The organism is Desulfosporosinus metallidurans (assembly GCF_001936615.1).
In the GTDB taxonomy this organism is placed as follows: domain Bacteria; phylum Bacillota; class Desulfitobacteriia; order Desulfitobacteriales; family Desulfitobacteriaceae; genus Desulfosporosinus; species Desulfosporosinus metallidurans.
The window spans coordinates 24,099-38,982 of sequence record NZ_MLBF01000023.1; the positions used below are offsets into that span (position 1 = coordinate 24,099).

General features: G+C 43.0%; 13 protein-coding genes. 1 reads left to right on the top strand and 12 read right to left on the bottom strand.

Features of this window, described 5'->3' with window-relative positions; genetic code table 11:
* Positions 1 to 39 precede the first annotated feature (39 nt).
* The 8 genes from DSOL_RS14350 to DSOL_RS14385 all read right to left on the bottom strand — a co-directional run bounded on the left by DSOL_RS14350 (position 40) and on the right by DSOL_RS14385 (position 9,734).
* Complete coding sequence (locus DSOL_RS14350) at positions 40 to 2,466, bottom strand: heavy metal translocating P-type ATPase (protein ID WP_075365517.1); 2,427 nt, start codon at positions 2,464 to 2,466, stop codon at positions 40 to 42.
* A gap of 450 nt (positions 2,467 to 2,916) precedes the next feature.
* Entirely contained in the window at positions 2,917 to 3,279 is a 363-nt protein-coding gene (locus DSOL_RS14355; RefSeq protein ID WP_235838833.1) for a YckD family protein, read from the bottom strand.
* A gap of 123 nt (positions 3,280 to 3,402) precedes the next feature.
* Complete coding sequence (locus DSOL_RS14360) at positions 3,403 to 4,785, bottom strand: sensor histidine kinase (protein WP_170871513.1); 1,383 nt, start codon at positions 4,783 to 4,785, stop codon at positions 3,403 to 3,405.
* A 20-nt stretch (positions 4,786 to 4,805) separates the two neighbouring features.
* Entirely contained in the window at positions 4,806 to 5,507 is a 702-nt protein-coding gene (locus DSOL_RS14365; protein ID WP_075365519.1) for a response regulator transcription factor, read from the bottom strand.
* Positions 5,508 to 5,556: 49 nt separating this feature from the next.
* Positions 5,557 to 6,066 (bottom strand): RodZ family helix-turn-helix domain-containing protein, encoded by a 510-nt coding sequence (locus DSOL_RS14370; RefSeq protein WP_075365520.1) that lies wholly within the window; start codon positions 6,064 to 6,066, stop codon positions 5,557 to 5,559.
* A gap of 247 nt (positions 6,067 to 6,313) precedes the next feature.
* On the bottom strand, positions 6,314 to 6,649 hold the full coding sequence (locus DSOL_RS14375) for a zinc ribbon domain-containing protein (protein WP_075365521.1): 336 nt from the start codon (positions 6,647 to 6,649) through the stop codon (positions 6,314 to 6,316).
* A gap of 212 nt (positions 6,650 to 6,861) precedes the next feature.
* Positions 6,862 to 9,294 (bottom strand): heavy metal translocating P-type ATPase, encoded by a 2,433-nt coding sequence (locus DSOL_RS14380; protein WP_075365522.1) that lies wholly within the window; start codon positions 9,292 to 9,294, stop codon positions 6,862 to 6,864.
* Positions 9,295 to 9,353: 59 nt separating this feature from the next.
* Entirely contained in the window at positions 9,354 to 9,734 is a 381-nt protein-coding gene (locus DSOL_RS14385) for an ArsR/SmtB family transcription factor (protein WP_075365523.1), read from the bottom strand.
* Positions 9,735 to 10,065: 331 nt separating this feature from the next.
* Here DSOL_RS14385 and DSOL_RS14390 point away from each other — a divergent pair, with 331 nt between their 5' ends.
* A complete protein-coding gene (locus DSOL_RS14390; RefSeq protein WP_075365524.1) occupies positions 10,066 to 11,487 on the top strand; it encodes a Na+/H+ antiporter NhaC family protein in 1,422 nt (473 codons plus the stop codon).
* 69 nt (positions 11,488 to 11,556) lie between these two features.
* Here DSOL_RS14390 and DSOL_RS14395 read toward each other — a convergent pair whose 3' ends face one another.
* The 4 genes from DSOL_RS14395 to DSOL_RS14410 form a co-directional block, all read right to left on the bottom strand.
* Complete coding sequence (locus tag DSOL_RS14395) at positions 11,557 to 11,883, bottom strand: YnfA family protein (protein ID WP_075365525.1); 327 nt, start codon at positions 11,881 to 11,883, stop codon at positions 11,557 to 11,559.
* Between the two features lie 3 nt (positions 11,884 to 11,886).
* Positions 11,887 to 12,357: a putative iron-sulfur cluster-binding metallochaperone gene (locus tag DSOL_RS14400; protein ID WP_075365526.1), complete on the bottom strand. Its 471-nt coding sequence runs from the start codon at positions 12,355 to 12,357 to the stop codon at positions 11,887 to 11,889.
* A gap of 306 nt (positions 12,358 to 12,663) precedes the next feature.
* Positions 12,664 to 13,473 (bottom strand): glycosyltransferase family 8 protein, encoded by an 810-nt coding sequence (locus DSOL_RS14405; protein ID WP_075365527.1) that lies wholly within the window; start codon positions 13,471 to 13,473, stop codon positions 12,664 to 12,666.
* Between the two features lie 136 nt (positions 13,474 to 13,609).
* Positions 13,610 to 14,884, bottom strand: a complete 1,275-nt coding sequence (locus DSOL_RS14410) for a DedA family protein (protein WP_075365528.1) — start codon at positions 14,882 to 14,884, stop codon at positions 13,610 to 13,612.

The following is a 14,884-nucleotide window of genomic DNA, read 5'->3' on the forward strand; positions in this document are numbered from 1 at the left end:
AAGAAAAAATCCGACACAAACATGGCCTAAAATTAGTTTTTAACGTGCTGTTATTTCTTTCATCTGAGTGTTAGTATGAGCTTCTCCCTTTTCCGGGTTAGAATAGCGCCTTACGCGTGTTGCGTTTAATATAGCGAGCAAGGCTACTCCAACATCTGCAAACACAGCTTCCCACATATTGGCTACACCAAACATCCCTAACACGATGAATCCCAGTTTAATCACTAATGCAAAACCGATATTCTGCCAAATAATTTTCTTCGTGAAACGGGCAATATCGATTGCACTAACCAGTTTACTCGGTTGATCTTCCATGAGAACAACGTCTGCTGCTTCAATCGCCGCATCTGATCCTAAGCCTCCCATAGCGACTCCAATATCGGCTCGGGTTAATACCGGTGCATCGTTAATTCCATCTCCAACAAAGACAACCTTACCTTTTCCATTTTCTTTCTGCAAATATTTTTCAAGCCAAGTGACCTTATCTTCCGGAAGTAAATCGGCATGATACTCTTTAATTCCTAACTGCTCAGATACAGCCTTCGCAACGGTACTATGGTCACCTGTCAGCATCACTGTGGTAATTCCTACTTGATTTAAGTTGGCAACTGCTTCTTTGGCTCCCTCTTTTGCCCGATCCGAAATAAGGAGATTACCTGTATATTTGCCATCGACCGCGATATAAACTTGAGTACCCACTTCATTCATTTTCAATTCCGGAACCGAAATTGAATTCTGAAGCAAGAGGTCTTTCTTCCCTGCGAAAACTGCTTTTCCATTCAATACGGCACGGATTCCTTTTCCACTGATTTCTTCATAACTTGCGATAGAAGCCGTGTCAATCTCTTTACCCCATCGATCCCGAATCGATTTTGCAATGGGATGACTGGAGTGGGCTTCAACGGTGGCAGCTATTTCGAGAAGTTGCTCTTCTGTGTATTCATTCATCGCTTCAATCTTATTGACTTCAAACACCCCTTGAGTGAGTGTACCTGTCTTATCAAATATCACAGTACGAACATCAGTTAAAGCTTCTAAATAATTAGCTCCCTTCACTAAAATCCCGTGACGCGATGCGCCACCGATTCCCCCAAAATAACCGAGAGGTACAGATATCACCAGTGCACAAGGACAAGAGATAACCAGGATCGTCATGGCACGATAGAGCCACTCCCTAAAATCGCCTCCCATAAAGAACGGCGGAATCAGTGCAATCCCTAAGGCAACAACAACAATGGCCGGCGTGTAGTACCGAGCAAACGTCGTAATGAACTTCTCCGTCTTTGCCTTACGTGTACTAGCGTTCTCCACAAGGTCAAGGATTTTCTGAACCGAGGAGTCTGCGAACTCCCGGGTGACTCTAACAGTAAGAACACCCGAATTGTTTATCATACCCGCGAGAACTGTATCTCCAACTTCGACTTTTCGAGGTACGGATTCACCCGTTAAAGCCGAAGTATCTACGAATGAGGTTCCATGAACAATTTCACCATCCAACGGAACCTTTTCTCCAGGTCGAATTAAAATCTGTTGCCCGATATGAACCTCTTCAGGGTCAACTTTTTTTACATCTAATTGATTCACTAGGTTAGCGTAGTCTGGACGAATATTCAGCACCGCTTGAATCGAACGGCGTGAACGATTCACGGCACGATCTTCGAAATACTCTCCTACGGAATAGAAGAGCATGACACCTACAGCTTCAGGAAGCTCGTGAATGGCAATGGCTCCAATCGTAGCTAGGGCCATTAAGAAGTTTTCATCGAAAATTGATCCACGAATAATATTTCGGAATGCTTTCTCTAAAACTTCACGTCCGACCAATAAATAGGCCGCTAAATATACAAGATACTCAAGAATTTCGAACGAAGTATTGTGCCATTTTGATCCGAATATCAATCCTATAGCAAAGAGAATACCTGCAATCAAAATTGTTGTTAATTTTTGACGCGTTTCTTTTGCTTCCTTTTCTTCGTTCTCAACAGGACTCTTCGATTTACTTCTTTCAATCGGAACGAGTTTAACCCCTGGCTCAATCCTCTCCATGATCTCTTGCGCCTGACTCATCATCGAAGGAGGCAAGTAAACGGTTTTCGTCGCATAGTTAATCGCTGTTTCTCCGATTCCTTCCGTAGCACTGAGCGCCCGCTCCATTTTCGCAGAGCAGTTTGCGCAAAACTCCCCTTCAATACGGTATTGAAGTTTGTCTGAGGAACTAGCAGACTTTTTCTCATTCGCTTCGACAAGTTTAACTCCCGGTTCGATTTTCTCAATGATAGTTTGGGCCTGGTTAACCATTGAAGGAGGTAAGAAAACCGTTTTCATCGCATAATTGATGCTCGTCTCCCCAATTCCTTCGGTTGAACTCAATGCTCTTTCCATCTTTGCCGAACAATTCGCACAGAATTCGCCTTCGATTCTGAATTTCACACGTTCCTCAGATCGATTAAAATTTTTATCTACCATTTCTTTCCCTCCAAACATCTTTTGTATTTCTCTTATCTATTGCGGCCTCAATTCGATATATGAATATCTGTTCATATGTAGTATATCAAAAGAATTCAGTTTCTACAAGATTGTTTTTAGTATCACTCGCAGCTTATCCTGTAAATTTATCACCGTCTATCAATCAGTAGTTTAACCAATCATTCGCTAATGCTTAATTCAGTAAACTGTTATCATGAGAAGCTTAATTGCTTCATTTAAGTTTGCTGACATATCTACTTTTTATAGCCTATTCTCTTTGTTTTTTCTTCCTTCAAACCCCTCAGAAACCCTCCTCACGAATAAGCCTTGTCTCCTTGGCTAATGCTTCCGTGTTGTTACGGCACGAGGACATTAACCTTTGCAGATAAAACTGCCTGACACACAAAAACGGCTCTAATGAGCCGTTTTTTCCAACGAGATATATATTCTTTACCAGCAACCACCGTAATAACCACCAGCATTTGCTCCCCAGCCTCCGTAGTAGCCCGGTCCATATCCTAAACCTGGGCCATAACCTTGAGCAGGCGCTGCAGAACCAAACTGCTGGGCATATTGTTGCCTATACTGCTCTGAGAGGTCGATGTTAGCCTTAGTTGAATCCGCTTGAGCCTTAGTAATTTCTCCAGCCTCAGCGTATTTATCAACGATCTGTTTCTGCAACTCTGCGATCTGCTTGTTCAAAGCATCAATTTCTGTTTTCTGCTGATCTGTTACTGCAGCATATGTAGGAACTGCAACCATAGCTAGGATAAAGACAGACGCAAGAATTAGAATGAATTTTTTCCTTTTCATAAGAAGTGCCCCCTTTATATTTGTTAGCTACAGTTTACATGAAGAATTTTACAGATTGGTGACGGGATTTTAACATTTTTGTAACATTGAGAGCACCGATAATAGCACTTTTATATATGGCACTCATTCAGCCAGCGGTAGGTAAACTGTAAAAATTGACCCCAACCCCAATCGGCTGTCAGCCGAAACCTTCCCGCCATGCTTCTCCACAATCTGCTTGACAATTGACAGCCCCAACCCAGTTCCGGTCCCACGCCGGGATCTGGACTTGTCCACTTTATAAAAACGCTCCCAGATATTATCCAACTCTTCCGGAGGAATTCCGGGTCCATCATCTTTAATGGCTATATAGGCTTGAGCATCCTTGACCCCCAATTCAACAATAACCTTACCACCGGAATGATTTAAGGCATTATCGAGCAGGTTTGTGAGGACTTGTTTCAAGCGGTCGATATGCCCCCACACCGTAATTGTATTTTCGGGTACAAGAATATCGATATTTATTCCTTTGTCAGCAGCGAGTGGTTTAAGTCGTTCCACCGAGACACTAACTAATTTGTTCAAGACAACGTATTCCATGTTGACAAAGGCTTTGTCCGTATCCATAGTTTGCAGCTCTAGCCAATCGTCTACTAAACGCTTCAAACGGGCTGATTCATCTGATATATTTTGTAAGTATAATTTCTGTTGCTCCTCAGAGTGGACTAGCCCATCCAGAATCGCTTCGGAATATCCCTTGATAACTGTTAGTGGAGTACGGAGTTCGTGCGAAACGTCGGACAGTAATTCCTGTCGCTGCTTGCTTAGCTGTCCGATAGCTTGGATTTTCTGGCCCAATTGTTTAGACATGCTGTTGAAACTGCTTGCTAAGCGTCCTACTTCATCCTCTGACTCAACATGTATTTCACGTCCAAATTCACCGGCAGCGATATGCTGGACGTTTTCCTCCATTTTTACTAGTGGCCGTACTAATTTCCGCGAAATAAATACACTGATTACCGTGGCCAAGGCAATACCGAGCAATGCACCGCTGAGAGTAATTAATAGCATGCTGTTGATATGTTGACTGATTGAGGTGAGCGGACTACAAATCACCACAGCTCCCGTAGTTTTGCCATCTTTGACCATCGGGACTGCAGCCAGAAAAACATCCTGATTAAAACCGTTGACCTTTCCCGCAAAGACTACGTTGCTGCCGCCTAATACTTTTTTCTGAAAATCGGATTGATCGAACAATGTAGATTGAATCTCACAGGTATTTCCTTCGTATAATTTGTTGCCGTTGGCATCAATAACCAAAATGTCGGCATTGAGAAAATTACTAAGAACAGCCAATCTGTCTTTAAATGATGTATCGTCAGTTGATTGGCGACTATTAAAGATCGTTACGACCTCTTCCGCCTCATAGATAAAAAAACGGGCTTGCTGGTCATAAATATCTAAACGAATTTGGCGGGCCTGAATGGCTACGGATACCAAAAATACCCCTAAAACCAAAAAAACCATCGCCAACCACAGTTTCGTGATTAGACTTTTACGGAGCGACCATTTAACTCGAATTTGTACCCCACCCCTCTAACTGTTTGAATAAAATCACTGGAACCAGCTTGTTCGTCCAGCTTAGACCGCAGCCGGTTAACATGAGTATCCACTGTACGGGAATCACCGCAGTAATCGTACTCCCATACAAGATTTAGCAGTTGATCCCTGCTGTAGATGCGACCAGGGTCTTGCACCAGACAGAGCAACAGTTCAAACTCCTTGGTTGTTAGTTGTACACTTGTACCGTTTACTTCTACTTCTCTCCTGATTCGGTCAATCCTTAGTCCCTGATAAGTAATCGTATGTTCAGAGGATTGTTCAACATCAAGCCGCCGTAGAACAGCTTTAACCCGGGCTGCCAACTCACGGGCACTAAACGGCTTCACAACGTAATCATCCGCCCCTAAGTCAAAGCCCAATACCCGATCGTTTTCCTCACCTTTAGCAGTTAACATAATGATGGGGATCTGTGTTTCCTTCCTAATTATCTTACAGACGGTCCACCCGTCAATTTCCGGCATCAATAAATCTAAAAGAATTAAGTCAATGGAATGGTTACGAACCAAATCGAGTACCTGTTTTCCATCAGCGGCTTCAGATACTACAAAACCGTCTGCCTCCAAATAGAGCCTCACAATTTCCCGAATTCGTTCGTCATCGTCCGCGATCAACACGTTATTCCGCATATGAGTTCCCCCACTCGTCCAGGTCTGGTTAAAAACAACTCCGCTCAGATTAATCGTGCCAGTAAGTTCCAGACCCACTGTTCCCGCCGCTCATACCATTTGCAGGATACCAACTATAGGACGGGCGAAAGTCTGGACCCATCGGTCTGCACCAATAACCCGGACCGCTCGGGTTCCCTGGGGTAGCCGTACCCGGTGTTGGTGTTACCACTTTAGGAGAAACCGACTGAATAGAGGCAGCCTGATTAGTTGTAGCAGGAGGAGCAGTTGAAGAAACATCTGGCTTAACTGGAGTGATTGACTGAGACGGAGTAGATGGAGAAACTGAAGCAGGTGAAGTCGAGGCGGGTTCAGAACCAGGAGAGTTTGATGGTGCTGGTGTCGAAGATACGAGAGCAGCCGGGGATTTTTTCGATGTCAAAGCCTGATCCTGTGCTGTGTTGGCTGGCCAAGATTGTTCCCATGGGGCCGGTGCGGCAATAGCCCTTACAATGGAAATACCAACAACCGCAAATACGGCAAGGCCGCAGATAACAAGCACATTTTTTAGTTTTCTCACAAATTCTCAACTCCTAGACTAAAATGCAATTATTCTTGACTGTTTTCTAACACCTATTATACCCCTAAGCTAAAGTTGTGGCTGCATGAGGATTCTAACATTTTTGTTACATAAGAAAATCAGACAATACCGGTAAGACATGCAAGCTAGTTATTTCAGAAAAAAGACAAAGGTGATTTTTTCAGTAAACACCTTTGTCAATTATTTTCTTTATCGACAAGTTACTTTTGTATTACTACAAATAACTTTACTCTTGCTGAATACCACAATTGGAGCAAAACTTTGCTCCGACCGGTACAGCGCTTTGGCACTTGACACAGCGCCTTTCCCTTCCCATTGCCGTTCCACACTGGATACAGAAAAGCGCTTCGGGCTTGCCCGGACTACCACAGTTCGGGCAATATTTGGCTAATGTATTATAACCTTCTTCACCAACGTTCAAGCTATCATTAGAATAGTGGTTGTACCGATCCTCTCTTTTATGGTGTGAGTCGTGATGACCACCGTGATGTCCACCGTGATGTCCACCGTGATGTCCACCCTGACGGCGGAAAAGTCCCTCCAACAAATGATCAAAGCCCAATTTATTTCCTCCCTCAATAAATTAAGATTTTCTCGCTAATTCTTGCATTTTTTGACTTTCGCCTTACAAATTTCAGCTCATATATTATGGTTATCCACTGCGTCCAAAAGTACATATGAGTTGCCTAAAAATGAAGACACGTCACCGTGAAAATACCCCCCTTCCCTAGTAAAGGTTGCTGACCGCTCCTTGTTTGGTCGCCTTTGAGCCGCTTACTTAGCTGAACTTCCACTCAAAACATTGATTATTTTTTTCTCACTAACATTGCCCGTTTGAGGTGCCAAATAGGTTCTGACCCTGGTTGCATTGAGGATAGCCAGTAAAGCCACACCTACATCGGCAAAAACTGCCTCCCACATATTTGCCACACCGAAAGCCCCCAGGATTATAAATCCAAACTTAATAACCATAGCAATAACGATATTTTGCCAAATAATCGCTTTTGTGTAGCGGGCAATGCTTATAGCGCTTAACAGTTTTTCAGGTTGATCCTCCATGAGTACGACATCGGCAGCTTCAATCGCGGCATCCGAACCTAAACCTCCCATAGCTACCCCGATATCGGCCTGTGTCAATACCGGCGCATCGTTTATACCGTCGCCTACAAAGACTACCTTGCCTTCACCTTGTCCCTTTGATTCCTCAATAAGTTTCTCCAACCAAGTTACTTTATCTTCTGGCAACAAGTCAGCGTGATACTCCGCAACACCTAATTCCTCAGAAACGGCTTTAGCTACGGACTGATGGTCACCAGTTAACATTACTGTTCTTACCCCGGACTTGTTTAGAGCTTGAACTGTCGCTTGGGCACCGGCTTTCGGTTTATCTGATATCAGTAAATATCCCGCGTACCTGCCGTTGACAGCGAGGTGAACCGTCGTACCAGCTCTATTATCAGCCTCGGTTAGAACATCTACCCCTGCCTGTTCGAGTAACACGGCCTTGCCAACCAGAACTTCTTGCCCACGCAGGCGCACTTGTATCCCTTTGCCGCTTATTTCTTGATAACCCTCAATTACTCCAGAATCGATGTCCTTGCCGAATTTATCCCGAATCGACTTGGCGATAGGGTGGCTGGAGTGAATCTCTGCGGTTGCAGCAATCTCCAAAAGTTCGTTCTCAGTAAAACCATGCGCCGGATTAATTTTCACGACCTGAAATACCCCTTGTGTCAAGGTGCCTGTCTTGTCAAAAACTACGGTGCGTACTTTGGTCAACGCTTCTAGGAAGTTCGCTCCTTTAACCAAAATCCCATGCTTGGAAGCGCCGCCAATACCCCCGAAATATCCTAAAGGAATAGAAACTACCAGGGCACAAGGGCAGGATATTACCAAAATGGTTAAGGCACGGTACAGCCATACTTTTAATGCCCCGCCAAAAAATAACGGAGGTAAGAAAGCAATCGCTAACGCCACGATTACGACCAAAGGAGTATAGTATCTGGCAAATGTCGTAATAAATTTTTCGGTGTTCGCTTTACGGGTACCGGCGTTTTCGACCAGGTCTAATATCTTTTGTACAGAGGATTCGGCAAACTTACGGGTAACACGGACAGTAAGGACACCAGATTGATTGATTGTACCCGCCAAAACCGTATCTCCGGTATTAACTCGCCGGGGTACCGATTCTCCAGTCAAGGCGGAAGTATCAAGGAATGAACTGCCGTTCAGAATTTCTCCGTCCAGCGGAACTTTTTCACCAGGGCGCACCATGATATGTTGGCCAATTTCCACATCTTCCGGATCGACCTTGACCACATCCAACTGGTTAATCAGGTTCGCATAATCCGGCCTGATATCCATTAAATCTTGAATGGAACGGCGGGAACGGTCAATTGCCCGCGCCTGAATATATTCACCGACAGAATAAAACAACATAACGCCAACGGCTTCGGATAACTGGTGAATCGTGATAGCGCCAATTGTTGCAATAGCCATCAAGAAGTTTTCATCAAACACCGAACCTCTGAGAATATTTCTAAAAGCCGTGCTCAGCACTTCATAACCGACCAACACATAAGCCGACAGGTAAACAACGTACTCAATCGGTTCTAATGAGGTGCCATGCCACTTAGAACCGAAAAGCAAGCCAATAGCCAAAAGGATGCCGGCAATGATAATGCCCGTTAGCTTTCCGCCAAGCAGAGACTTCTCAGGTTGCTGGTTGCTGCTCTTGTCTCTTTGGTTTTCCACGGCTACCAGTTTTACTCCGTGTTCGATGTTTTCCATAATACGCTGGGCTTCTTGGACCATACCAGGTGGCAAAAATACGGTTTTCGCGGCGTAATTGATACTGGTGGGTCCAATCCCATCCGTTTCACTCAAAGCCCTCTCCATCTTTGCAGAACAATTTGCACAGAACTCGCCCTCGATGCAGTATTTAACCCGCCCATCAGACCCTGCTAACTGTTTCTTTGCTTCCACCCGAACAAGCTTTACCCCAGGCTCAATCTTTTCCATGATTTCTTGGGCCTGTTCTTCAGCGGAAGGGGGAAGAAAGACTGTCTTCGCGGCATAATTAATCACGGTTTCCCCGATTCCAGCGGTTGCACTCAATGTCCTTTCCATTTTAGCCGCGCAATTAACACAGAACTCGCCTTCAATTCGATATTTTACACGTTCTTCAGCTTGGTTTATATCTGACATTTTCTTTTTCCTCCAAACATTTGTTGTAAACATTTCTATCTTTGACCAACTTCTAATCATTACTTTTCATTGATATGCTCTAATCCTTGGCTATAAAGTCTTAACACATGGTCGTCATCTAAAGAATAATAAACCATTTTGCCTTCGCGACGGTACTTAACTAAGTTACTATTCCGCAGAACTCGAAGCTGATGAGAGATTGCCGATTGGCTCATATCTAACAGTTCCGCTAAGTCACAGACGCAGAACTCGGCTTTGGATAGGGCATCCATAATTCGGATTCTTGTCGAATCCCCCAGGGTTTTGAAGAGATCGGCGAGATGATTGGCTTGAGCAGAAGTTATAATCTGATTGACGTAAGTTCTGATTAGATCAGAGTGAACACATTGCACTTCGCAAACTGGGTTTTGCTCTATGTCTTTAGGATTTTCTACTTCCATAAGTTCCACCTCAATTTTATATATGAATATTTGTTCATATGTAGTATATCAAATAAGATTATTCTTGACAACATTTTTTCCTTCTCCAACTTTAAGATTTGCATAAAGGAATAAAGGTTAAATATTTCTTTTTTATGTAATGCTTGTTAATGCTTGAACTTTTTCTCCATCCAAGATACGAAAACCGTATAAAATGTCGATTCAAACTGACACTATATCTATGCATAAATAGGAAATCTTCTAAAGAAAAAACTAACAGCAAATAAAAGCCCCCCGGCGCACAAACACAATCACGTTTGTGCCGCACCGGTGGGGCTAAATGGAGGTTAAAATGAATGGAAATTGGTTATCAATTATTCCTGCCTTAATAACGTTAGGAACCGCTATCCTAACTAAACGGATCATCCCTTCTCTTTCACTTGGGCTCATAGCCGGAGGAATCCTGGTTACGGGCAACCTATTTTCAGGTATATTCAAAACATCCGACTACATCATAGCAGCATTTTCAAGCCCTGAAAACGCTTACATCATCTTGTTTCTCTTTTTATTAGGTGCACTTACTGAAATCTTTAAAGTTGCAGGCGGGATTAAAGGTTTTTCTTCTCTGGCAAGTCGTTGGGTGAAAAATGAGAGAGGTGCCCTCCTCTCCGTCTGGGCTGTTACCCCTGTTACTTTTTTGGACTGTTGTTTCCACGTCATCGCAACAGGAACCGTCTCTAATCCTCTGATTGAAAAAGCTAACGGGTCCAAAGAAAAGCTTGCTTTAGTAATTAACGTGACTTCCTCTCAACTCATTGTTTTAATCCCCGTAGCAACCACCTATGTCGGTTATATTCTTGGCGTTATTGCCTCAGCCATAAAAAAGGCCGGAATATCTGGCTCACCCTATACACTCTATCTTAAAAGTATTCCATATAACTTTTTTTCCATAGGCATGATTATCATCAGTTTTTTAATAATCTTCCTTGGGCTTGGATTTGGTCGCTGGCGCTTCAAAGGAGATGGAAAATTAGCGGACGGAGTTCATAATAGTCATGAAGCCCACGAAGAATCAGAATTTGAGCAGAAGTTTCCCCCGAGAGCAAGCAATCTCTTCATCCCTTTAGTCCTTTTAATCAGCCTGATTATTTTTCTTTTTTGGTACACCGGACAAGGCAAAGGAAGAAGCTTCCTCGAAGCGCTTATAAACGCCCAAGTTGAAAAATCTATTTTTATCGCAACTTTGGTAACGCTTCTTTTGACGACTCTTTTATATGTCCTGCAAAAAGTTCCGCTGTCTGAGATCGAAAGTTTCTTTTTAGCCGGTGGAACAGAACTCCTTCCTCCAATCGTCATTCTCATTTTGAGTTGGTCTCTATCCAGTGCTACTCAAGATTTGGGATTTATTGAATTTATCTCACGTACAGTAGGAACAACAGTCCCAAAACTCTTCATCCCGGCGATTGTATTTCTTGTCGGCACTTTTACTTCTTACTTCATTGGATCCTCGTGGGCTACATGGTCTTTAATCATGCCGATTGGTCTACAACTGGCCATAAGCTCCGGGGCAAATATTCCTCTCATTGTAGGTGCAGTGTTAGCCGGAGGTTCTGTAGGAGACAACGTCTCCCCTCTTGGCGAGACCCCGGTTTTAACAGCTTCTGTTACTGAAGTGAGCATTATCGATCACGTTCAGACCACTTTACCTTATGCTTTAGTGGTAATCGGACTTTCGACTATACTTTTTATAGTTACTCAAGCTTTGTTAGGATAATATAGCCAAAGTACGGATAACTCACGGTAACAAGGAATTGTTACCTATCAATGTGGATGGGGATGGTCTTCAATGGCGTGGTGCCCACAACATTATCGACACACCAACTAAACAAATAGCAGTTCCTATCCAATCGTATGTATCAGGTACTTTCTTATCAATTCCCCAGCCCCATAAGACTGCAAGAAAAACGAAAACTCCTCCATAGGCTGCATAAACTCTGCCAAAGTTCGGGAATTTCTGCAAGGTGGGTATGACGCCGTAAAGAATGAGGATTAGTCCTCCTAGAATCCCATACCAAAATGGCTTTGCTTCCCTCAGCCAAAGCCAGATTAAGTAACCTCCCCCTATTTCGGCTAAACCAGCGAGAATAAATAGTATAATTGCGTTAAACACGAATTAACCCTCCTTAGTAATTGACTCTAAAAGGCGTTTTATGTTACCGATGCAACAAGAACCCTCTGGGTTATTTACCTCACAGCCACAACGACCTGCCTTTGTATGTACGATTATCTCCTCTAAGGCAGTAGTTCTGCCCGTTTCCTCAAATTCTTGTATCACTCTTTTCTTAGTCCATCCGAAACAGTAACAAACTGGGCAGTCTTCGTCATCACTTTTTGTGTATACTTCAACTTTCATGTCTTTCGTTTCAAATACATCCTGTTTTTCGCTAAAATAAACAACGGAACATGCTTTGTTGGTACACATTTTGTAAGAAACTGAAGGTTCTAGTTTGGCTAATGCACTTGGCACTAACAGGCTTTTTAAAGTAATTATTTTCATCGGTCTGCCCTTATCGCCGCACTCCGGGCAACTATACCCAAAGTCAAATTTTATTGGTTCAATTTGAATAGCACAACAGCCCTCCATTTTTTCTCACCATCTTCCCAAATAATTGTATTTATTATATCACATCTGGTAGGCGTGAGTTTTAGAGCCTCATTAGAATAATAACCTACGGCTCCACATGCCGGTTCCAGGCAAACATATTACCCAAAAAATAAATTTACAATGAAGTAACGCCAACGTGCCCGGACCCTGCACAATGTCGTAAAGTGTCTCGACAGAAAACACAGCGAGACTGTTAAAATGTCGGTTTTGAAAACTCTTGACAAATTGACGGCTAGCCGTATAGAGCGAAAAACCCTCGGGCTAAATGTTTACCCGAGGGTTAACTTATAAATACTGTTGAAAACTTTGATAGAAGGCACCCAGTTCACCCTTATAGTTATCCTTCCATGGCTTATTCTTTCCGCAATAGTGAATAATCACTGTGTTTCGACGAATCCAATCTAAATCTATTTTACATTCCCTGTTTTTAGGGTGGAGGTTATGGATAATAAAATAACGTTCACTAAGATTGTAGACCTTAGGATCAACGATAATTGTTCGGCCACCGTACAGACCATTAATAACATCTTGGTCTGGGAAAATCAAACGATTCTTATACTCTTGAATATAATCAAAGACCTCGTCAATATTTTGCTGCTCCCGCAGCAGGGACAAATTCAGCATCATGACACCTGAGTTCACATATGTGCTGTTCTTTGGCATTTTGAGACGAACCCTATTGAGCCTTTCGAGAGGTTCATAAACATCAGTCGCAGCGGCAAAAAGATTTTCCTGAAAATCAATGTTATAAAGTTCATTAAGAGAATTGATTGCCACTACGTCGGGATCGAGATATAGAATGCGATCCAGTTTCTTAGGTAGAAACTGGGCAGCGAAGATACGGTAGTACATTTCTTTGGGATATCGCCTGGTAATCGGCGCATCACTGAGCAAATCATTTGGTATTTTAATTTCCGCAATTGTACAGTTTAAGGTATCTACGTGTTGGTTAATAAACTCAAAATCCCGACCGGTCATTGAGGTATGGGCGATATAAACGATGAAGTGTATCCCTGGGTTCGACTGTATTAAGGATGTAAGCATAACTGCCAACTGTTTTAAGTAGTTAGAATTTAAGGTCACGAGAACATTCATCTGCTGCCCTCCCCGTAGTGTTAAAAAATCCCCATAACTTTTCCTCCGATAATTGTCTCCATTCTAATACAGTAATTATGCATTTTCAGATAATAGTTTGTTCCACTTAAAAGCACGTCAGTATAAACGATTGAGATTATTCATTGGAATATTGACCAAATTCGTATACAAAAAGACACATTAAAGCCAAAAGTCCACTCACTGTCAAGCTCATAACCATGGTGCTCGGGGGATGAATTCGCAGATAAACCGGGCTTAAAGCTAAGAAAAGCAAGAGGAAAAAGTCGGCAATGACAATTAGAAGTTGAGTAATCCAAGTTCTGTGTCGCCCCAAAAGATAACCAAGCACAGCGTAAAAGGCTAGAGCCGCGAGGAGAAATCCCTGGCTTGGGGCCTGAAATGGTGTGAGATTTTCAAAAATACTTAAGCTATAGCCTTTAAAAATGAAACGAAACAGGTAATCGATGAGAGTACCACCAACCCAAGCAAGGGCCAGAGGAAGTACATGTGTCCAGTGTTTTGTCGAGAGCCGGAGTATCACCACAGCGATTACAAAAACAACCAGAATAAACAGTTGAGTCCCTATGGCATTAATCTTTTGCATTAGCAAAACAAGGAAAAGAGGTGTAGAACCTGCTAACCAATCAACCACAAGGCCGTCAAATTGGCCAACTTCCTGGGCCACAAAATCTTGGATTAAGCCCATTAAGACAATAAACAGTGTCAAAAAGAGCAACCCGGCAACAGTCACGAAAAGACGCCGCTTGCCCAGGGACATGTAGCGTTCTGGCAATCGCTGCAATTGACTATACAGCCAAGGCCCCAATCGTTCATGATTTTTATAGAATAGATAGATAGCCAGAAGCAGTACTGCTGCCGTTACTCCCAAAATCAAGGCATACCGGTGAATGATTGGGAGAATAGCTTCCCAACGGCTCCCTAATAACCGTCCTAGAATAACCCATAGAGTAACCCATATAATTGCTCCGAGATAAGCAAAGAAGGCGAAACTTCTGTACCTTAAACGGCTCATTCCGGCAATGTAACCCGATAAGTGGCGGACTCCTGGGATGAAGTATCCAATCGTTAATAATTTCCCGCCATGCCGTTGATACCAATTAATTACTTTCCCCAGACGAGCGCTTCCCGCATGTTTTTCCAGATGGGTCAATACCTTTTGCTCGAAAAATCTTCCCAATAAATAGGCAATGGTAATCCCGCTTATGCTTCCACTTGCTGCTGCTAAGACAGCTAAAAAAGGGTTAAGTTTTCCTTCGAAAGTCATGTAACCGATGAATACCATTAAAGTCTCATCGGGAATGGGCAGTCCTAAAATGGATATTCCCAAAATTACATATAAGCCCAAATATCCATATTGGGTGACATAGGCAATAAGATGTGCTGTGGTCAT

Excerpts from the sequence above, each read along its gene's own strand:
- DSOL_RS14405 (WP_075365527.1), bottom strand. The coding sequence starts at position 13,473 with ATGAATGTTCTCGTGACCTTAAATTCTAACTACTTAAAACAGTTGGCA.
- DSOL_RS14350 (WP_075365517.1), bottom strand. The coding sequence starts at position 2,466 with ATGGTAGATAAAAATTTTAATCGATCTGAGGAACGTGTGAAATTCAGA.
- DSOL_RS14355 (WP_235838833.1), bottom strand. The coding sequence starts at position 3,279 with ATGAAAAGGAAAAAATTCATTCTAATTCTTGCGTCTGTCTTTATCCTA.
- DSOL_RS14400 (WP_075365526.1), bottom strand. The coding sequence starts at position 12,357 with ATGGAGGGCTGTTGTGCTATTCAAATTGAACCAATAAAATTTGACTTT.
- DSOL_RS14380 (WP_075365522.1), bottom strand. The coding sequence starts at position 9,294 with ATGTCAGATATAAACCAAGCTGAAGAACGTGTAAAATATCGAATTGAA.
- DSOL_RS14410 (WP_075365528.1), bottom strand. The coding sequence starts at position 14,884 with ATGACCACAGCACATCTTATTGCCTATGTCACCCAATATGGATATTTG.
- DSOL_RS14385 (WP_075365523.1), bottom strand. The coding sequence starts at position 9,734 with ATGGAAGTAGAAAATCCTAAAGACATAGAGCAAAACCCAGTTTGCGAA.
- DSOL_RS14360 (WP_170871513.1), bottom strand. The coding sequence starts at position 4,785 with ATGGTTTTTTTGGTTTTAGGGGTATTTTTGGTATCCGTAGCCATTCAG.
- DSOL_RS14365 (WP_075365519.1), bottom strand. The coding sequence starts at position 5,507 with ATGCGGAATAACGTGTTGATCGCGGACGATGACGAACGAATTCGGGAA.
- DSOL_RS14390 (WP_075365524.1), top strand. The coding sequence starts at position 10,066 with ATGAATGGAAATTGGTTATCAATTATTCCTGCCTTAATAACGTTAGGA.